The sequence below is a fragment of the Streptomyces sp. NPDC028910 genome (assembly GCF_055564955.1).
On sequence record NZ_JBVHVF010000010.1, the window covers coordinates 1 to 17,291 of the forward strand.

Here is a 17,291-nt window from a genome sequence, read left to right on the forward strand (position 1 = left end):
CGCGGCGTTGTCGGACCGCGCAAGTACGTCCAGTACGAGCCGCGATCCTCCGCCTTGCGATGCACCGCACCGGACGCCGCGACCCGGCAAACCTTCCCGGCCACAGCACTAGCCCCTCGCACCCGTCCTGTCGGGCCCATCCTCAGGCGGCGAGCAGGCGGTCGGCGATCTCCTCGATGCGGGCGCGCAGGCCGGCCTGGCTCTTGCCGCCGTCGAGGCGCTCGCCGCCGATCACGTACGTCGGGGTGCCGGTCACGCCGATCGCCTTGCCCTCGGCCTGGTCGGCGTCGACGATCAGGATGTGCCGCCCGTCGATCAGGGCGGTGTCGAATTCCTCGACGTCGAGACCCAGGTCGCGCGCCACGTCCAGCAGCACCGCCTCGCCGCGTTCGCCCAGCTCCGCGGTGCGCGCCAGCACGGCCTCGGCGTACGGCCAGCCCTGCCCCTGCTCGGCTGCCTCCTCGGCGGCCTGCGCCGCGGCGAAGGAGTGCTTGTGCTTCTCCAGGGGGAAGTGGCGCAGCCGGATGTCCAGCCGGTCGCCGTAGCGGGCCCGCAGGGCGCGTACGTCGTCCAGCGCGCTGTGGCAGTCCGGGCACTGGAGTTCGCACCAGACGTCGAGGATCACGGAATCGGTCATACGGACAGTCTCCCAGCCCCCGCCCACCCCACCGACCGGCACCTCAGGAGGAGGCGCGACCCCGAGATTTCCCGGAGATCCGCCCGGCCCGGCTGCGGACCTGGCCCCCGCGCCGATGGGCGGTGCAGGATGGACAGGGACAGACGATCGCCCCCCGACAGCCCGGAGGACCGCATGCTGGCCGAGACCATTTGCTCCGCGGTGTCCGCGGCGGGCCTGGGCATCGCCGCGCTGACCGCCTACCGCAAGCGCTTCCTGGCCGCCGCGCGGATCACCGCGTACGCGCTGGTGCCGGTCGGCCTCGTGCTGACGGGCGTCGTGCAGTGGGTGTCCGGGATGGTCTTCAAGCCGACCGTCTGGGCCGGCTTCGGACTGCTGGCGCTGGCCTGGCTGCTCTTCGTCGTCACCCGCGCCGTCGAGCGCCGCAGGCTCGCCGCGTCCGGGAAGCCCGCGAAGAAGGTCAAGGGGAGCCCGGCCCCCGAGGCCGTCGCCCCGGCCGCTTCCGCGCCGTCCCTCGGCGCCGCCGGAGCCGGTTCACCGTCCGAGCCCGCGGCGCGCCGCGGCCCGCAGGCCGCCGCTCCCGGGGACGACTTTTCCGACATCGAGGCCATCCTCAAGAAGCACGGCATCTGACCCCGGGCCCGGGTGTGGGCGCCCCGTCCACAAGATCGGGCGAACTGCCGCGCGGATGTTGGCGTGTTGAGGCGGGGACGGCGGCTCGCTGCGTCATCATCGCCCCGACATGCTCGAGACATCGCAGAGCGAGCCCCCGGTTCCCGTGCCGGTAGCCGCCCCCGTCGCCGAGGAGCCGCGAGGCTGCCTCTTCGCGCTTTCCCAACCGCCCCTGATGATCTTCCTAGCGGTGATCGGCATCCTGCTGCTGTTCGCCGCCGTGCACGATCTCTTCATGCTCTGACGATCCCGCGTCGGCCTCCTTGCGCCGGGCCCGGTACGCCGCCACGTGCAGCCGGTTCCCGCAGGTCCGGCTGTCGCAGTAGCGCCGGGAGCGGTTCCGCGACAGGTCCACGAAGGCGCGCCGGCAGTCCGGGGCCTCGCAGCGGCGCAGGCGTTCCTGCTCGCCGGAGACCACGATGAAGGCCAGCGCCATGCCGCCGTCGGCCGCCAGGTGGTCGCCCACCGACGCGCCCGGGGCGAAGTAGTGCACGTGCCAGTCGTAGCCGTCGTGGTCGGTCAGCTGCGGGGTGGTGCCCGCGGTCGCCACGAGCTCGTTGATCAGTACGGACGCCGCGCGGGGGTTCGGTGCCGCGAAGACCTGGGCGAATTTGGCGCGCACGGTCCGGACGCCGGCCAAGTCGCGGGCGCTGAGCTCGCCGACGTCGCTGATCGCGTACTCCTGGACGAATCCGCGCAGCGCGCCGACGTCCGAGAGTCCGTCTGGCTGGTCCGCCTCGGCCGCGGTGTTCACCAGCGCGACGACGACGTCGAGCGCGCGACGGGTGTCGTGTGGGATCTGCACGGTGTCTCCCTCAAGGGCCGGGCCTGCGGCGACGGACGACGCCGCCGCTGCATCCCGACTCTAGCGGGTCGCGCACAGCACACCGGCGCCGTCCTCGCGGGTGGCTTCCGCGGGAACAGCGCCGGCACTGCCGTATGGGGTTGTCCGCCCCGCACCGTCGCCCCGAGTCGGACGGTGTCGAGCGGCGGTCGTCGGCCTGGCTCAGCTTTCGGCCAGGATGTGGGAGAGCTCCTTGTCGAGGTCGAAGTGCCGGTGTTCGGTCCCGGGCGGAACCGCGGCGTCCGTCCGCTTGAGGAACGACTCGAGTGCTCGGGCGGGTGCTTCGAGCAGTGCTTCTCCCTCCGGTGAGCTCAGGGCGATGCAGACGACGCCCTGACCGTGGCTGCGGGACGGCCAGACGCGGACGTCGCCGGTACCGGTGGGCCGGTGGAGGCCCTCCGCGAGGAGGTCGCGGGCGAATACCCATTCGACCGTCTCCTCGGCGCCGGTGTGGAAGGTGGCGTGCACGGCGTAGGGGTCGGCCGTGTCATACCGCAGGCCCGCGGGAACAGGCAGTGAGGACTCGCTCGACACAACGAGGCGCAGGTGCAGCTCGCAGCTGACCGTGGTGTTCATAAGCGCCAGGGCCTTTCGCTCAGTGTGCGCTCGGGGATTCGCACGTCGGCGAAATCGACATGCCACCTACGGTGCCGTTGTAAACCCCTCTGACCGTTTTGCGGACCTCTGGGTCCCTCGAACGGCGGATCCAAACCTCCATTCACGTGTGCTGCGGGCTCGGGTAGATTCGACCCCATGAATACGGGGAGTGACCGCGGAACCAACGAGTCCGCAGCCGGCGAATCCGACAAGAAGGCCACGGCCGCTGAAGCCGCGGCCGTCGCAGCCGCCGAAGCAGCGGCAGAGGCGGTGCACGTGTCGAAGGCGCCGGCCTTCATCAAAGCGCGCCGGAGCCTGCACCTGAGCTGGCAGGTCGGCGTCTTCATCGTCGGCCTGGCCGTCATCGGCGCGGGCGTCGCCATGCTCGTCCTGCCCGGCCCCGGCTGGGTCGCGATCTTCGCGGGCCTGGCGATCTGGGCCACCGAGTTCGCCTGGGCCCATCTCGTGCTGCGCTGGACCAAGCGCAAGGTCACCGAGGCCGCGCAGAAGGCGCTCGACCCGAAGGTCCGCCGCCGCAACATCATCCTGACCACCGCGGGCCTCGTCATCGCGGGCGCGCTGATCGGCTTCTACCTGTGGAAGTACGGGCTCGTCCTGCCCTGGAACCTCAAGGACCAGTGATGGTCAAGGAGCACCGCTGACATGCGGTAATGTTTGCGGTGCGTCCGGGCGATTAGCTCAGTGGGAGAGCACTTCGTTCACACCGAAGGGGTCACTGGTTCGAACCCAGTATCGCCCACCCGGACCAGAGGCCCGGAGACTTTCACAGTCTCCGGGCCTCTGGCGTCACCGGAGCCGGCCGAAGGCGTCCCGCAGCCGCCGGACGTCGCGCAGCCGCTTCTCGTACGTCGCGCCCACCGCCAGCAGCAGCAGGCCCGCCAGGGCCGGCGGCACCCAGCGCGGGAGCGCCCCCGCGACCTGCACCACGTACGGGGCCAGCTCGTGCAGCGCCACCGCCGCCAGCACCACGCCGCCCAGCAGGAGCGGGGCCCGCAGCCGCCGGTGGGCACCCGTCAGGGTCACCGCCAGGGCGGCCAGCCCCAGCAGCAGCGGGCGCAGCCAGTGGGCGTCTGCCCAGGCGGCCAGCAGGCTGGGCAGGAGGGTCGCGCCCAGCCCCGGACCGTACGCCGTCCAGGACGAGGCCTCCGCGTCCCCGCGGCGCCGCAGGAAGCCCACCGCGAGGGCGGGCACCGTCACAGGCAGCGTGTAGGCCTCCGGCGCCATCACCCCGGCCTCGGCCAGCCGGACCCAGGTCGCCGCCACGAACAGCGTCCCCGCCGCCCAGCCCAGCACGCGCCGGTCCGGCCGCACCGCTGCCCCCGCGCAGACCACCCCGGCCAGCGCCAGGACCAGCGCCAGCGTCCCGGCCCGACCGGCCGAGAGGGCCACCGCCAGGGCGCCGGCCGCGGCCGCCGCGATCTCCGCGGGAACCCGTACGCCGCCGAGGCGCGGCCCGAGCGCCGCCACCAGCGCGGGGACCGCGAGCACCGGGAGCGCCCACCAGACCACCGCCAGGTCCGTCACCGCGCCCACCGCCACCAGCACCCCCGTGGCATACCCGACCGCGCACACGGCCGCCACGGACCGAAGCCGGCGCGGAGCGGGCCCGTACGCCGCTCCCGCCGCGCAGCCGGCGCCCAGCAGGCCCCAGACCGCGAACGTCGCCGCCCGGCCGTCCAGCGCGCCCAGGGACACGTTCGCGGCGCCGAGGAGCGCGCACGCGGCAGCCGCGATCCCGGCCCCGCGTGCGGGGGAGCGCAGGGCGAGGACCCCCGCCGCGCCCGTCACCACCAGCTGCGCGGCGAACACAGCCGCCACCGGGAGCCCCAGCAGCACCGGGGCCGTGAACAGCCCCGCCCAGGCCAGGACCAGCGCCACCACGCCCGGCTCCGGCCGCGGCAGCACCCGGGACAGCCACCAGGCCGCCCCCGCCGCCACCAGCAGGGTCACCGGAACCGCCGCCCCCGTCCCGTACGGATCCGGGGCCGGGGTGGTCACCGCCCAGACCTCCTCCAGCACCCGGACCCGGGCCAGCAGCGTCGCGGCCACCGCCGGAACCGCGGCCAGCGCCGCCAGGACGGCCACCACCGCCCCGGCCCGGGCCAGCCCGCGCCGCACCGCCTCCGGCAGCGCGTGCGCCCGTACCGCCGCCAGCAGCGGCAGCGCCAACAGCAGGTGCACCAGCACCGCCCACGCCGGATCCAGCGACGGCCGCGCCACCCCGCCGAGCGCCACCACCGCCGCCAGGGCGCCCACCAGTGCGGCGGCCGAGGCCCGCGGCTCCCGCCACGCCGCCGCCGTGCCCAGAGCCGCACACGCCAGCAACAGCGCCGCCGGGGCCAGGGCCCGCGCCGCCGAATCCGCCGACCACGCGTCGGCCACGCCGATCAGCAGCGCCGCCGCGCCCAGCACGGCCGCCGGGACCGCCGCCGGCCTGGCCCGCAGGGCGAGCGCCGCGTCCAGCGCCGCCGTCGCCAGCAGCGCCCAGCCCAGCTCCAGCGGGCCCGCCTGCGCGGCCAGCGCCGCCAGCGGCAGCGGGAACTGCGCCGCCAGCACCGCCGCCGGCAGCGGGATCCGCAGCGTGCGCAAGGCCGAGCCGTACCCGGCCCACACCGCCGCGAGGACCGCCGCCGCCCCGGCCGCGTAGCCGGTGCCGTCGGCGTCCGGCATGCCGACCGCGTGCAGCGCGTACGCGTCCAGCACCGTCAGCAGCAACCCCACCGCGGCGACCGACTCCGCCGTCGACCGCAGCCCCCGGCGCAGCAGCGGCACCGGCGCGCCGAGCGCCGCCGCCGTCACCGCGGCCAGCACCGCCGAGCGCCCGGCGATCCCCATGGACCCCCAGCTGACCAGCGTGAACGCCAGCGCGGCCACCGCCAGCAGCACCGCGCCCAGGGTCAGCAGCACGTTCTGCGCGCTCGGCCCCGAGCTCTCCTGCGCGGGCGCGGCGGGCGGCCCCCAGCGGACCGGAACCGGTCCTCCGGGCCCGGGCTGGTGCAACAGCCGCAGCAGCCAGTCCCGACGGCCCAGCAAGTACGACCGGCGGGCATCGAGTTGAGCCAGCTCGCGGTCGATGAGCGCCAGCTCTTCGGCCGGCGGCAGAGGTGTGTCCATGTGCGGAGTGTGGCGCCGGTCACGCGGTGAGGACATGGGTCTGCGTACTCAGATCCGTCCTGAGTACGCACAGGACCGGGACAGCGGGCATGGGGGCCGCCCCGCCGGGCCAGACTGCATCCATGGACCGCAACCGCCGGGACCGATGGAGCCGTTACCGCTTCCGCAGCGTCTGGGACCTCGACGCCCCGCCCGCGCGCCGGAACGGGGACGGCGCGCGCTCGCGTCCTGTACGAGCAGGAGGCCGAGGTGCGCAGGCCACTGATGCGGCTCCTCGCCCTGCCCGGGCGGCCGGTGTTCCGGCTCAACCACGCGCTCATGATGCGCGCCGGGCGCCACGGTCTCGCGGCCCGGCTGGACGGCCTGCCGGAAGCGGTTTGAACCAGCCCCGAGCCTTCTGTATTGTTCAGTGCGTTCCCGGGCGATTAGCTCAGCGGGAGAGCACTTCGTTCACACCGAAGGGGTCACTGGTTCGATCCCAGTATCGCCCACCGGGACAGGCCGGTCCGTCTATGACGGGCCGGCCTTCCGCATGTACGGGGTGCCGTGGACGCCACTACGCGGCCGTCGACAGGTCCGGCCGCAGCGGCCAGTGCGGATCCACCGGCTCCGGCGTCCCCTGACGCGCGAACCACGCCTGCAGCCCGCGCGCCTGCGCCGCGTGCCACACGGCCTGCAACGTGTGCAGCTCGGCCGGTGACAGCCGCTCCAGCCGGGCCGCGAACCGGCGCCCCACCGCCCGTACGAGCTCCAGCGAGGCCATCGCGTCCGCCGCCGCGTCGTGCGCGCCCTCCAACTCGATCCCGTAGTGCGCGCACAGGTCCGTCAGCGTCCGGCGGCCCTTGCGGTACCGGTCCAAGTGCTTGTCCAGCACCCGCGGATCCAGCACCGTCAGCGGCCGGTTGTCCAGGTACCGCGACAGCGAGGAGGCCCGGTGCCGGCGCAACTCCCGGTCCAGGAGCGTCAGATCGAACGGCGCGTTCATCACCACCAGGGGCCGGCCGGCCACCTGCTGCTCCCCGAGCGCACGGGCTATCTCCTCCACCACGGGAGCCGGCCAACGCCCGTGACGCTGCAGGTGGTCGTCGGTGAGCCCGTGCACTTCCGTCGCACCCGCGGGCACCGGAACGCCGGGATTGACCAGCCAGCGCGTGGTGCGGACCCGGCCGCCCGCACACTCCTGCACGACGAGCGCGGCGGACACGATCCGGTCCTGCTCGACGTCCACCCCGGTGGTCTCCGTGTCAAATGCGGCCAGCGGGCCCTCGTACCAGCGTGTCATGGCGAACTCCTCGTTCCCGGTCGGCAGATGGGGTGCACCCGGACGCCGCCGCCTCGGAACGTGCCGCCCCCGCCGCATCGGTGATACCCGGGCTGTTTGCCCCGTACGCCGTTTGCGGGGACCCGGGTCCGGAGACAACAACCTTGGGGGGCCGCGCACATGACCGGTCGTCACCCCACCCACCACCCACGGCAGAGCCCGGAAGGCATGGGGAGCCGGCCATGGCGCTCGCGCAGCCCGAACAGGGCGGGGTGCTGGCGGGGCGGATCGATCCGCGGACCGGCACACCGGACGAGGCGCGGACCGCACCGCTGCGCGGCACACTCGCCACCACCGCCTGCATGGAGACCCTTCAGGTGGGATACCTGCACGCAGTCGCCGCCGCGGCCGGCTGCTCGCTCTCCCAGCCCTTCCCGGACAACGGCATCGACTGGCACGTCAGCCACGGCGCCCCCGAACACGTCGTCGACGACGAGGTCACCATCAAGGTGCAGTTGAAGGCGACCTACCAGATACCGCCCAGGCCGGCCGGCCCCACCTTCGCCTTCACCCTCGACAACGAGCACCTGGTGAAACTGGCCCGCAGCCCGGTCGCCGTCCACAAGATCCTCGTCGTGATGCTCGTCCCGCGGGCACGCGACCAGTGGCTCGCCGCCGGGCACGACCGGCTCGACCTGCGGCACTGCTGCTACTGGACCAATCTCGCCGGACACCCCGTGACCGGCCGGCGCCGGACCACCGTACGGATCCCGACCACGCGGATCTTCGACGACCGGGCGCTGTGCGAGATCATGACCCGGGTCGGGTCGGGAGGGACACCCTGATGACTTGGCACTCGCCGAACCTCGAACCGCTGCCGTCCCCGGACTGCCCGCCGGGACTTCCCGACCCCGCCGAGGTCGACCCCCAGGTCCTCGGGGCGCTGTTGCGGCGGCACGGGTGGCTGCGCCGGGGCGGTGCCGTCGGGCGCTATGGGCGCTGGACCCCGCCGGGCCACCCGGGCCACCCGGGCGCCACCAGCCTCCTCGTGCCCGAGAACCGGGGCTTCCCCGACTGCCCGGACCTGCTGGAGGAGGCGCTCACGGCGCTCGCGCGCTGTGCGCTGCCCTCCGCGCGGGAGGTGCTCTTCGGGCTGAGCGTGCCCAGCGACGAGATCCGCTGGCAGCGCGAGAGCTCCGAGGGGCCGTACGGGCTCCAGGGCGAGGCCGCCTGGACGGTACAGGAACAGCTGCGCTCGGCCGCCCGTCAGCTCCTGCTGGCCGGCGCCCTCGCGGACCGGGCGCGGGCCGGATACTACGGGGCCCGCCACCGCGGACAGGCCGAAAGGGCCCTGGACGGCGTACTGGTGGGGCCTTCGCCCGGCGGCCGCAGGCTCACCGCGTACGTCCCGGTGGACGGCGGCCGGGGCACGGTGATCCGACTGCACCACGCCCTGCACGCGGCGCGGGAGGCCGTGGACTACCGGCGGGCCACCGGAAGCATGGACGCCTTCGACGCGGCGGTGGCGGCCGGGGTCAGCCGGGAGCTGGCCGACGCGCTGATCGCGCTGGTCCGCGGTTCGGAAGGGGCCCGGATCGCGCTGGCCTGGGCTCCGGCGGCGGGGGTGCCCGCCGGCTGCGCGGCGCGGCCCGAGCCGGTGGAGTTCTCGCCCGGGGACCTGCCGGTGCTGCGGGAGGCCGCCGCCCGCTACACGCGGGACGAGCCCGCCGTGCCGGTGCGGATCTCGGGGGCGGTGGTCCGCATGCGCCGGTCGGCGGGGGGCGGGGGAGGCACCGTCCGGCTGCGGGTGCTGGCGGGGGCGGACGTCGCGCACGTCCGGGCCGCGCTCGACGAGGAGGCGTACCGGGTGGCGGGCCACGCCCACCTGGTGGGCCTGCCGGTCCGGCTCAGCGGGCGGCTCCAGCGCCGGGGTGGCTTTCGCCGGCTGACGGACGTGGCGGACGTGACGCCGGTGCGGCTGGACGAGGTGGAGCGGGATCGGCTGATGAAGTCGCTGGACGACGCGTTCGATCCTGCGGATGTGCTCGCGGTCGACGAGTAGGGTGCGGCGCCGTTGCCGGGGGCGCTGCCCCCGGACCCCCGCGCCTCAAACGCCGGCGGGGCTGGAAGAGCGCCTCAAACGCCGGCGGGGCTGGAGTGGGGAGGGGTGGTGGGCAGGGTGTAGGACGCCATGGTGAGGCCCGGGGCCGGGGAGAAATCCGGGCCTCGGGCGAAGCCCAGGCGTTCGTACAGGGCCAGGGCCGGGGTGTTCGCCGCGCCCGTCGTCACCGTGACGGTGCGGCCGGGGAAGACATCGGTCAGCGCGTGGCGCAGCAGCAGCGAGGCGATGCCACGGCGGAACCAGGCCGGGGCCACGCAGAGCCGGTCGAGGCAGACGACGCCGTCCACCTCCTCCTCCCAGGCGAGGAAGCCGGCGATCTGGCCGTCCTCGGAGACGGCCCCGAGCCAGGTCAGCGGCCGCGCCCGCAGCTGCGCGAGGCTCTCGCTCAGCGCAGGGATGCCGTCGAAACCGATCAGCTCGGCCTCCACCGCGTACGCGGCCCGCCCGATCCGGTGCACGGCGGCAGCGGTGGCGTCGTCGGTCAGGTCCAGCGGCTGTATCTGCGGGCTCGGCATACGGGCACGCTACCGACATTCCAGCCTCGCCGGCGTTTGAGGCGCGGGGCCCGGGGCGGAGCCCAGCAGCGGCGCCGCACCCTCCGCCCCGTGCCGCCGACCGGCGACGGACCGGGGTCCGGGCGCCACCCGGTAACCGTTTAGCGGCGTGGCCACTCCGCTCGGTACGATTCAGGCGCGCAGTGTTCGCTCGCGCATCCCCTGAGTCAGGAGAGACCGGTGTCAGACGTCCGTGTGATCATCCAACGCGATTCCGAGCGGGACGAGCGCGTGGTGGCCACGGGCACTACGGCGGCGGAGCTCTTCGCCGGCGAGCGCACCATCGTCGCCGCGCGGGTCGCGGGCGAGCTCAAGGACCTCAGCTACGAGGTGAAGGACGGCGAGAGCGTCGAGCCGGTGGAGATCTCCTCCGAGGACGGCCTGAACATCCTGCGCCACTCGACCGCGCACGTCATGGCGCAGGCCGTGCAGGAGCTCTTCCCCGAGGCGAAGCTGGGCATCGGCCCGCCGGTCCAGAACGGCTTCTACTACGACTTCGACGTCGCCAGGCCCTTCACCCCCGATGACCTCAAGGCCATCGAGAAGAAGATGCAGGAGATCCAGAAGCGGGGGCAGAAGTTCTCCCGCCGCGTGGTCACCGACGAGGCGGCCCGCGAGGAGCTCGCCGACGAGCCGTACAAGCTGGAGCTCATCGGCATCAAGGGCGCGGCGTCGACCGACGACGGTGCGAACGTCGAGGTGGGCGGCGGCGAGCTGACCATCTACGACAACCTGGACGCGAAGACCGGCGAGCTGTGCTGGAAGGACCTCTGCCGCGGTCCCCACCTGCCCACCACCCGCAACATCCCGGCGTTCAAGCTCATGCGCAACGCGGCCGCCTACTGGCGCGGCAGCGAGAAGAACCCGATGCTCCAGCGCATCTACGGCACCGCGTGGCCGTCGAAGGACGAGCTGAAGGCCCACCTCGACTTCCTCGCCGAGGCCGAGAAGCGCGACCACCGCAAGCTCGGCAACGAGCTGGACCTCTTCTCCATCCCGGACGAGATCGGCTCCGGCCTCGCCGTCTTCCACCCGCGCGGCGGCATCATCCGCCGGGTCATGGAGGACTACTCGCGCCGCCGGCACGAGGAGGAGGGCTACGAGTTCGTCTACTCCCCGCACGCCACCAAGGGCGCCCTCTTCGAGAAGAGCGGGCACCTGGACTGGTACGCGGAGGGCATGTACCCCCCCATGCAGCTCGACGGTGGTACCGACTACTACCTCAAGCCCATGAACTGCCCGATGCACAACCTGATCTTCGACGCGCGCGGGCGCTCCTACCGCGAACTGCCGCTGCGCCTGTTCGAGTTCGGCACCGTGTACCGGTACGAGAAGTCGGGCGTGGTGCACGGCCTGACCCGCGCCCGGGGCTTCACCCAGGACGACGCGCACATCTACTGCACCCGTGAGCAGATGGCGGAGGAGCTCGACCGCACGCTCACCTTCGTGCTGAACCTGCTGCGCGACTACGGTCTGACCGACTTCTACCTGGAGCTGTCCACCAAGGACCCGGAGAAGTTCGTCGGCTCGGACGAGGTCTGGGAGGAGGCCACCGCGGTCCTCCAGCAGGTCGCCGAGAAGCAGGGCCTCCCGCTGACCCCCGACCCGGGCGGCGCGGCCTTCTACGGCCCGAAGATCTCCGTGCAGGCGCGCGACGCCATCGGCCGTACCTGGCAGATGTCGACCGTGCAGCTCGACTTCAACCTGCCGGAGCGGTTCAACCTGGAGTACACCGCGCCCGACGGCTCGCGCCAGCGGCCGGTCATGATCCACCGGGCGCTGTTCGGCTCGATCGAGCGGTTCTTCGCGGTGCTGCTGGAGCACTACGCGGGCGCCATGCCGCCGTGGCTGGCCCCGGTCCAGGCCGTCGGCATCCCGATCGGCGACGGGCACGTGGAGTACCTGCAGGACTTCGCCGCGGCGGCGAAGAAGCAGGGCCTGCGGGTCGAGGTGGACGCCTCCTCCGACCGCATGCAGAAGAAGATCCGCAACCACCAGAAGCTCAAGGTCCCGTTCATGATCATCGTCGGTGACGAGGACATGGCCGCGGGCACGGTCTCCTTCCGCTACCGCGACGGTTCGCAGGAGAACGGCATCCCCAAGGACGAGGCCCTGGCCAAGCTGGCCAAGGTCGTCGCGGACCGCGTCCAGGTCTGATCCTCGCGGTGTGAGGGCCCCCGGGAAGTGATCACTTTCCGGGGGCCTTCCTCGTCCGCCCAGGCGAGGTCATATGCTGCATCCCATGACGACTGAGCCGGAGCAGCAGATCGGTGTGGGCACGCAGGACGCGTTCCAGCGTCTGTGGACGCCCCACCGGATGGCCTACATCCAGGGGGAGAACAAGCCGACCGGCCCGGAGGCCGGGGACGGCTGTCCCTTCTGCGGGATTCCGGACATGTCGGACGAGGACGGCCTGGTCGTGGCCCGGGGCAGGCACGTCTACGCCGTGCTGAACCTCTACCCGTACAACGGCGGTCACCTGATGGTCGTCCCGTACCGGCACGTCGCCGACTACACCGAGCTCGACGACCTTGAGACGGCCGAGCTCGCCGACCTCACCAAGAGGGCGATGGTCGCGCTGCGCAAGGCTTCGGGGGCGCACGGTTTCAACATCGGCATGAACCAGGGCGCCGCCGCCGGGGCCGGCATCGCCGCGCACCTGCACCAGCACATCGTGCCCCGCTGGGGCGGGGACACGAACTTCATGCCGGTCGTCGGCCACACCAAGGTGCTGCCGCAACTCCTCGCGGACACCCGCCAGATGCTCGCCGACGCCTGGCCCGTCGGATAGGGCCCGTACGCCCGTACGTACGCCCTCAGGGGGTGTCCGCGCGGGACGCGCGCCAGGTCTCCAGTACGGCTTCGACGTCGAATTCCGTCAGGCCCAGGAGCGGTCCCGGCGGGGGCATGCGCAGGGCCGCGCGGATCTTCTCGTTGATCTCCGTGAGGACGGCCCGTGCCTGGCGCTCGGAGCGGGCGGTCCGGACCGCCTCCAGGGCGTCCTCGGCCTCCTTGCGCAGCGCGAGCACCGGGGGCAGTACGGCGAAGCCCTCGCGGTGCAGCTTGCTCTTGATCCACCACAGCTCGTCGTAGGGCTCGTCGAGCGAGGCCAGCGGCTTTCCCCAGCCCGGCAGGTTCTCGAAGTCGCCCCGCTCGGCGGCCTCCCGGATCTGCCGGTCCACCCAGGACTCGACGCTGACACCAGGCGGCTTGCGCTCGGTCATGCTCCCTCCTCGGCCCCCACCCCAGCCTACTCAGGCACCCACCCCGCACCCTTCCCGCTACGCGTCGTACACGTCCGCCTTGCGCGGGGCCGGTTCCTGGATGAGGCCGCTCATGATCGAGGAGCGGTTGGTGAAGCGCTCGGTGTCGACGCCGTTCTCCTCCAGGACCTTGAAGGTCGCGGCGTGGATCGACCGCAGGACCGGAGCCACCGTGCGCAGGGCGTCGTCGGCCATGAACCGGTGGCGCCACATCGAGCTCGCCCAGACGTGGCGCAGGCCGAAGGGCTCGGGCAGGACCAGCTTGCCGCCGAAGAAGTCCAGGATCGGCGGGTACCAGGTCAGCGGGGCCCGCACGGCCAGGCGTACCACCTCCTGGGCGTCCACCAGCGGCAGCGGGCGCTCCACGGTCTCCCAGAAGCGGATGCTCTTGGGCACCTCCACCACCGGGGCCACGGACTTCGTCGTGAACAGGCCGTGTACGGGACCCAGGGCGTGCGCGGTGACGTCCACGCGCAGCGTCTTGTAGAGCACGGTGACCGTGACCAGCATGTTGATGACCAGCTGGCCGTCCCACAGCGGGTACTGGATGCCCAGGTAGTGCCGGTTTCCGGCGCTGAACTGCTGCTCGTTGCAGATCCGGGTGATCTCGTGCGGCTTGATGAGGAAGGCGTCGACGTTCTCGCCGGTGGGGCGGGCCACCTCGGCCGCGCCCTCGCCGACCGGGGTGACGATCCAGTGCTGGATCGCGGCGTGCGGGAAGCCGCCGGTGTGCAGGGGGCCCCGCTCCAGCTTGCGCAGCTGGGTGTCGATCGCGCGTACGACGTCCCAGCTGCGGAAGGGGTGGATCTCCATGCCCTCGCTCTTGGGGTCGAGCTCCTCGGCCATCTGCCAGCTGCCCCAGCGGGTGCCCATGCCGAGGATGCCCTTGGGGCCCGCGTAGAAGACCTGGTTGCTACGGTCCTCCGCGGTGAGTTTGGCGAGCTGGTGGCGCAGGTCCTCGCGCGCCTTCTCGTCGGGGTTGCCGGGCACCGCCTCCGGGATCTTGGCGCCGACCCCGTCACCGGCCAGCAGCCCGTCCCAGCGGGCGCGCAGGTCCCTGGCGGTGCTCTCGCAGGTCCGGCGGGCCAGCAGCCAGCCCAGGGCGGGGGCGATGATCATGCCGCGCGCGTAGAGGCCGGGGAAACCGGTGAGCGGCAGCCTGAACATCAGGACGGCCACCACGACGCCGACGCCGACCAGGATCACGGTGCCTATCCAGGAGCCGTGCTTGCTCTCCTTGGAGGCCAGGCTCTTGCGGAGCTGGAACAGACCCAGCCACAGCAGCAGACCGGGCAGGAACAGCACACCGCAGACCAGCATGATCAGCCGGAGCCGGCGGTCGCGCTCCTTGCGGATGTGGGAGGCGGCGAGGCAGTGCTCCACCACCGTCTGCGGATCGGCGCCGAAGGACTGGATGAGCGGCTTGCGGTCCGGGCCGAGGGTGCGGGCCTCGACGGCCCGGCAGAAGGCCTCGCCGAGGCTGGGCTCGAAGAGGGAGATCTTCGGGGGCTTGACCGTCGCGGGGTGGTTCTCGCTGTTGGCGGTGAGTATCTTTTCGAGTTTGGTGTCCTTGCCGCCGTCGCGGTACGCGGCCGAGGCGAGGGCGTTGGTCGCCGCCGTCTGCCCCCCGCCACCCTGGAGAGGGATCTGCGCTCCGGGCCTGAAGTCGAATCCGTCGTCCGCCACCGCTGCCCCCATCGCTGTGCGTTCGTGCTCTTTTGGTGCGCCGATGAGCCTATCGGCGGATGTCGCCCCATGGTCATGGGACAGGGAAATGCCGCCCACCGCAAGCAGGTTGGGTGGGCGGCCTTCCAGGTGCTATGTCAACTAGCTTCCCTTCTCGGCCTGTTCGCGCACCTTGTCCGCGATCTGTGGCGGCATGGGCTCGTGGCGGGCGTAGGCCCGGGCGAAGCGCCCGGTGCCGTGCGAGACGGAGCGCAGTTCGACGGCGTAGCGGCCGAGCTCGATCTCGGGGATCTCGGCGCGGACCCGGGTGCGCCCGGGGCCGGCCTGGTCGGTGCCGACGACGCGGCCGCGGCGGCCCGCGAGGTCGCTCATGACGGGGCCGACGTACTCGTCGGGGACGAGGACGGAGAGCTCGGCAACCGGTTCGAGCAGGTGGATGCGCGCCTCGGCGGCCGCTTCGCGCAGGGCGAGGGCGCCCGCGGTCTGGAAGGCGGCGTCGGAGGAGTCCACCGAGTGCGCCTTGCCGTCGAGGAGGGTGACGCGTACGTCGACCAGCGGGTAGCCGGCCGCGACCCCGCGGGCGGCCTGGGTGCGTACGCCCTTCTCCACGGACGGGATGAACTGGCGGGGCACGGCGCCGCCGACGACCTTGTCGACGAACTCGATGCCGCTGCCGGGCGGGAGCGGCTCCACCTCGATCTCGCAGATGGCGAACTGGCCGTGGCCGCCGGACTGTTTGACGTGCCGGCCGCGGCCGGCGGCCTTCGCGCCGAAGGTCTCGCGCAGGCTCACCTTGTGCGGGACGGGGTCGACCTGGACGCCGTAGCGGGTGCGCAGCCGCTCCAGGGCGAGGTCCTGGTGGGCCTCGCCGAGGCACCACAGGACGACCTGGTGGGTGTGCGGGTTCTGCTCCAGCCGCATGGTGGGGTCCTCGGCGACGAGCCGGGCCAGGCCCTGGGAGAGCTTGTCCTCGTCGGCCTTGCTGTGGGCCTCGATGGCGAGGGGGAGCAGTGGGTCGGGCATGGTCCAGGGCTCCATGAGGAGCGGGTCGTCCTTGGCGGAGAGGGTGTCGCCGGTCTCCGCGCGGGTGAGTTTGGCCACGGAGGCGAGGTCGCCGGCGATGCAGCGGGTGAGGGTGCGCTGCTGTTTGCCGAAGGGGGAGGTGAGGGTGCCGATCCGCTCGTCGACATCGTGGTCCTCGTGCCCCCGGTCGGCGAGGCCGTGCCCGCTGACGTGGACGGTCTCCTCGGGTTTCAGGATGCCGGAGAAGACGCGTACGAGGGAGACGCGGCCGACGTACGGGTCGGACGAGGTCTTGACGACCTCGGCGACGAGGGGCCCGTCGGGATCGCAGGAGACGGCCGGTCGGGGGGAGCCGTCGGGGCGGGTCACGGCGACCGGGGCGCGCTCCAGGGGGGTGGGGAAGCCGCCGGTGATCAGTTCGAGGAGTTCCACGGTGCCCAGGCCCTGGCTGGCGCCCTCGGCGGCGGGAGCGGCCATCAGGACGGGGTGGAAGGTGCCGCGGGCGACGGCCCGCTCCAGGTCGTCGACGAGGGTCTTGATGTCGATGTCCTCGCCGCCGAGGTAGCGGTCCATGAGGCTCTCGTCCTCGCTCTCGGCGATGATCCCCTCGATGAGGCGGGAGCGCGCGTCGGTGATGAGGGAGAGCTCGGCGGGATCCGGGGCGCGCTCCACGCGCTCGCCGGAGGTGTACTCGTAGACCCGCTGGGAGAGCAGGCCGAGGAGCCCCGTGACGGGGGCGTGCCCGTCGGGACCGGCGGGGCCGTGCAGGGGGAGGTAGAGCGGGATGACGGCGTCGGGGTCGTCGGCGCCGAAGATCTCGCCGCAGACGGTGGTCATCTGCGCGTAGTCGGAGCGGGCGGCCTCCAGGTGCGTCACGACGATGGCGCGGGGCATGCCGACGGCCTCGCACTCGTCCCAGACCATGCGGGTGGCGCCGTCGATCCCGTCGGAGGCCGAGACGACGAAGAGGGCCGCGTCCGCGGCGCGCAGACCGGCCCTGAGCTCCCCGACGAAGTCGGCGTATCCGGGGGTGTCGAGGATGTTGATCTTGATTCCGTCCCATTGGACCGGGACGAGGGAGAGCTGGACGGAGCGTTGCCGGCGGTGCTCCATCTCGTCGTAGTCGGAGACGGTGGTGCCGTCCTCGACCCGGCCGGCCCGGTTGACCGCTCCGGCGGTCAGGGCGAGGGCTTCGACCAGTGTTGTCTTTCCGGACCCGCTGTGGCCGACCAGCACGACATTCCGGATGGAGGAGGGGCGGTCGGCCGTCAGTGCCCTGCCGGCGGCTCCGGCTTGGTGTGATGTGGATCCCATGGTGATCGTGCCTCCCGGTGGTGACGGTGAGGAGGGTGGGTTCCTTGATCGCTTCCTGGGAGAGGAATACGGGGTTCTTCGAGCTTTGCACTGGTGTCACATCGCGTCCATACGGCGTACCGGGGACGTACCGTTGACGTACCCGGGACGCACGGGGGTGGCCCGTGACGTGAAGCGTGACGT

15 protein-coding genes, 2 tRNA genes and 1 pseudogene are annotated in these 17,291 nt (G+C 72.6%); 9 read left to right on the plus strand and 9 right to left on the minus strand.

Annotated elements, in window-relative coordinates; genetic code table 11:
* Positions 1 to 142: 142 nt before the first annotated feature.
* A complete protein-coding gene (locus ACZ4TV_RS14805) occupies positions 143 to 637 on the minus strand; it encodes a DsbA family protein (RefSeq protein WP_468134502.1) in 495 nt (164 codons plus the stop codon).
* 174 nt (positions 638 to 811) lie between these two features.
* Here ACZ4TV_RS14805 and ACZ4TV_RS14810 point away from each other — a divergent pair, with 174 nt between their 5' ends.
* Positions 812 to 1,270 (plus strand): hypothetical protein, encoded by a 459-nt coding sequence (locus tag ACZ4TV_RS14810; protein ID WP_468134504.1) that lies wholly within the window; start codon positions 812 to 814, stop codon positions 1,268 to 1,270.
* Positions 1,271 to 1,493: 223 nt separating this feature from the next.
* Here ACZ4TV_RS14810 and ACZ4TV_RS14815 read toward each other — a convergent pair whose 3' ends face one another.
* Together ACZ4TV_RS14815 and ACZ4TV_RS14820 are read right to left on the minus strand one after the other, a co-directional pair.
* Positions 1,494 to 2,114: a CGNR zinc finger domain-containing protein gene (locus tag ACZ4TV_RS14815; protein WP_468134506.1), complete on the minus strand. Its 621-nt coding sequence runs from the start codon at positions 2,112 to 2,114 to the stop codon at positions 1,494 to 1,496.
* A 201-nt stretch (positions 2,115 to 2,315) separates the two neighbouring features.
* A complete protein-coding gene (locus tag ACZ4TV_RS14820) occupies positions 2,316 to 2,729 on the minus strand; it encodes an SsgA family sporulation/cell division regulator (protein WP_030011909.1) in 414 nt (137 codons plus the stop codon).
* A 177-nt stretch (positions 2,730 to 2,906) separates the two neighbouring features.
* Here ACZ4TV_RS14820 and ACZ4TV_RS14825 point away from each other — a divergent pair, with 177 nt between their 5' ends.
* On the plus strand, positions 2,907 to 3,392 hold the full coding sequence (locus ACZ4TV_RS14825) for a TIGR02611 family protein (RefSeq protein ID WP_468134508.1): 486 nt from the start codon (positions 2,907 to 2,909) through the stop codon (positions 3,390 to 3,392).
* Positions 3,393 to 3,438: 46 nt separating this feature from the next.
* A tRNA-Val gene (locus tag ACZ4TV_RS14830) sits at positions 3,439 to 3,510 on the plus strand.
* A gap of 47 nt (positions 3,511 to 3,557) precedes the next feature.
* On the opposite strand, the gene ACZ4TV_RS14835 is transcribed toward ACZ4TV_RS14830, so the two are convergent.
* Entirely contained in the window at positions 3,558 to 5,885 is a 2,328-nt protein-coding gene (locus ACZ4TV_RS14835; RefSeq protein WP_468134510.1) for an SCO7613 C-terminal domain-containing membrane protein, read from the minus strand.
* Positions 5,886 to 6,086: 201 nt separating this feature from the next.
* On the opposite strand from ACZ4TV_RS14835, the pseudogene ACZ4TV_RS14840 reads away from it, so the two are divergent.
* Together ACZ4TV_RS14840 and ACZ4TV_RS14845 are read left to right on the plus strand one after the other, a co-directional pair.
* Positions 6,087 to 6,266 (plus strand): annotated as a pseudogene (locus ACZ4TV_RS14840) (SRPBCC family protein); the annotation flags it as partial.
* 38 nt (positions 6,267 to 6,304) lie between these two features.
* Positions 6,305 to 6,376: transfer RNA gene (locus tag ACZ4TV_RS14845), tRNA-Val, on the plus strand.
* Positions 6,377 to 6,441: 65 nt separating this feature from the next.
* Here ACZ4TV_RS14845 and ACZ4TV_RS14850 read toward each other — a convergent pair.
* Entirely contained in the window at positions 6,442 to 7,167 is a 726-nt protein-coding gene (locus tag ACZ4TV_RS14850) for an exonuclease domain-containing protein (RefSeq protein ID WP_468134512.1), read from the minus strand.
* 221 nt (positions 7,168 to 7,388) lie between these two features.
* Between ACZ4TV_RS14850 and ACZ4TV_RS14855 the strand changes: the two genes are divergently transcribed.
* Together ACZ4TV_RS14855 and ACZ4TV_RS14860 are read left to right on the plus strand one after the other, a co-directional pair.
* Positions 7,389 to 7,991 carry a DUF4365 domain-containing protein gene (locus ACZ4TV_RS14855; protein ID WP_468134514.1) on the plus strand — a complete coding sequence of 201 codons (603 nt, stop codon included), beginning with the start codon at positions 7,389 to 7,391 and terminating at the stop codon, positions 7,989 to 7,991.
* Complete coding sequence (locus ACZ4TV_RS14860) at positions 7,991 to 9,208, plus strand: hypothetical protein (RefSeq protein ID WP_468134516.1); 1,218 nt, start codon at positions 7,991 to 7,993, stop codon at positions 9,206 to 9,208. Before ACZ4TV_RS14855 ends, ACZ4TV_RS14860 begins: the two co-directional genes overlap by 1 nt.
* A gap of 74 nt (positions 9,209 to 9,282) precedes the next feature.
* Here the strand turns inward: ACZ4TV_RS14860 and ACZ4TV_RS14865 are convergent, their stop codons facing one another.
* Positions 9,283 to 9,783: a GNAT family N-acetyltransferase gene (locus tag ACZ4TV_RS14865; protein WP_468134518.1), complete on the minus strand. Its 501-nt coding sequence runs from the start codon at positions 9,781 to 9,783 to the stop codon at positions 9,283 to 9,285.
* 219 nt (positions 9,784 to 10,002) lie between these two features.
* Here ACZ4TV_RS14865 and thrS point away from each other — a divergent pair, with 219 nt between their 5' ends.
* Positions 10,003 to 11,979, plus strand: a complete 1,977-nt coding sequence (thrS, locus tag ACZ4TV_RS14870; protein WP_468134520.1) for a threonine--tRNA ligase — start codon at positions 10,003 to 10,005, stop codon at positions 11,977 to 11,979.
* A 73-nt stretch (positions 11,980 to 12,052) separates the two neighbouring features.
* Entirely contained in the window at positions 12,053 to 12,613 is a 561-nt protein-coding gene (locus ACZ4TV_RS14875) for an HIT family protein (protein ID WP_468134522.1), read from the plus strand.
* 25 nt (positions 12,614 to 12,638) lie between these two features.
* On the opposite strand, the gene ACZ4TV_RS14880 is transcribed toward ACZ4TV_RS14875, so the two are convergent.
* The 3 genes from ACZ4TV_RS14880 to ACZ4TV_RS14890 all read right to left on the minus strand — a co-directional run bounded on the left by ACZ4TV_RS14880 (position 12,639) and on the right by ACZ4TV_RS14890 (position 17,108).
* The gene (locus tag ACZ4TV_RS14880; protein WP_468134524.1) at positions 12,639 to 13,046 is read right to left on the minus strand and encodes a DnaJ family domain-containing protein; all 408 of its coding nucleotides are present in this window, start codon (positions 13,044 to 13,046) and stop codon (positions 12,639 to 12,641) included.
* Between the two features lie 57 nt (positions 13,047 to 13,103).
* Positions 13,104 to 14,771 carry a hypothetical protein gene (locus ACZ4TV_RS14885; protein WP_468134526.1) on the minus strand — a complete coding sequence of 556 codons (1,668 nt, stop codon included), beginning with the start codon at positions 14,769 to 14,771 and terminating at the stop codon, positions 13,104 to 13,106.
* Positions 14,772 to 14,912: 141 nt separating this feature from the next.
* Entirely contained in the window at positions 14,913 to 17,108 is a 2,196-nt protein-coding gene (locus tag ACZ4TV_RS14890) for an elongation factor G-like protein EF-G2 (RefSeq protein ID WP_468134528.1), read from the minus strand.
* Between the last annotated feature and the right edge of the window lie 183 nt (positions 17,109 to 17,291).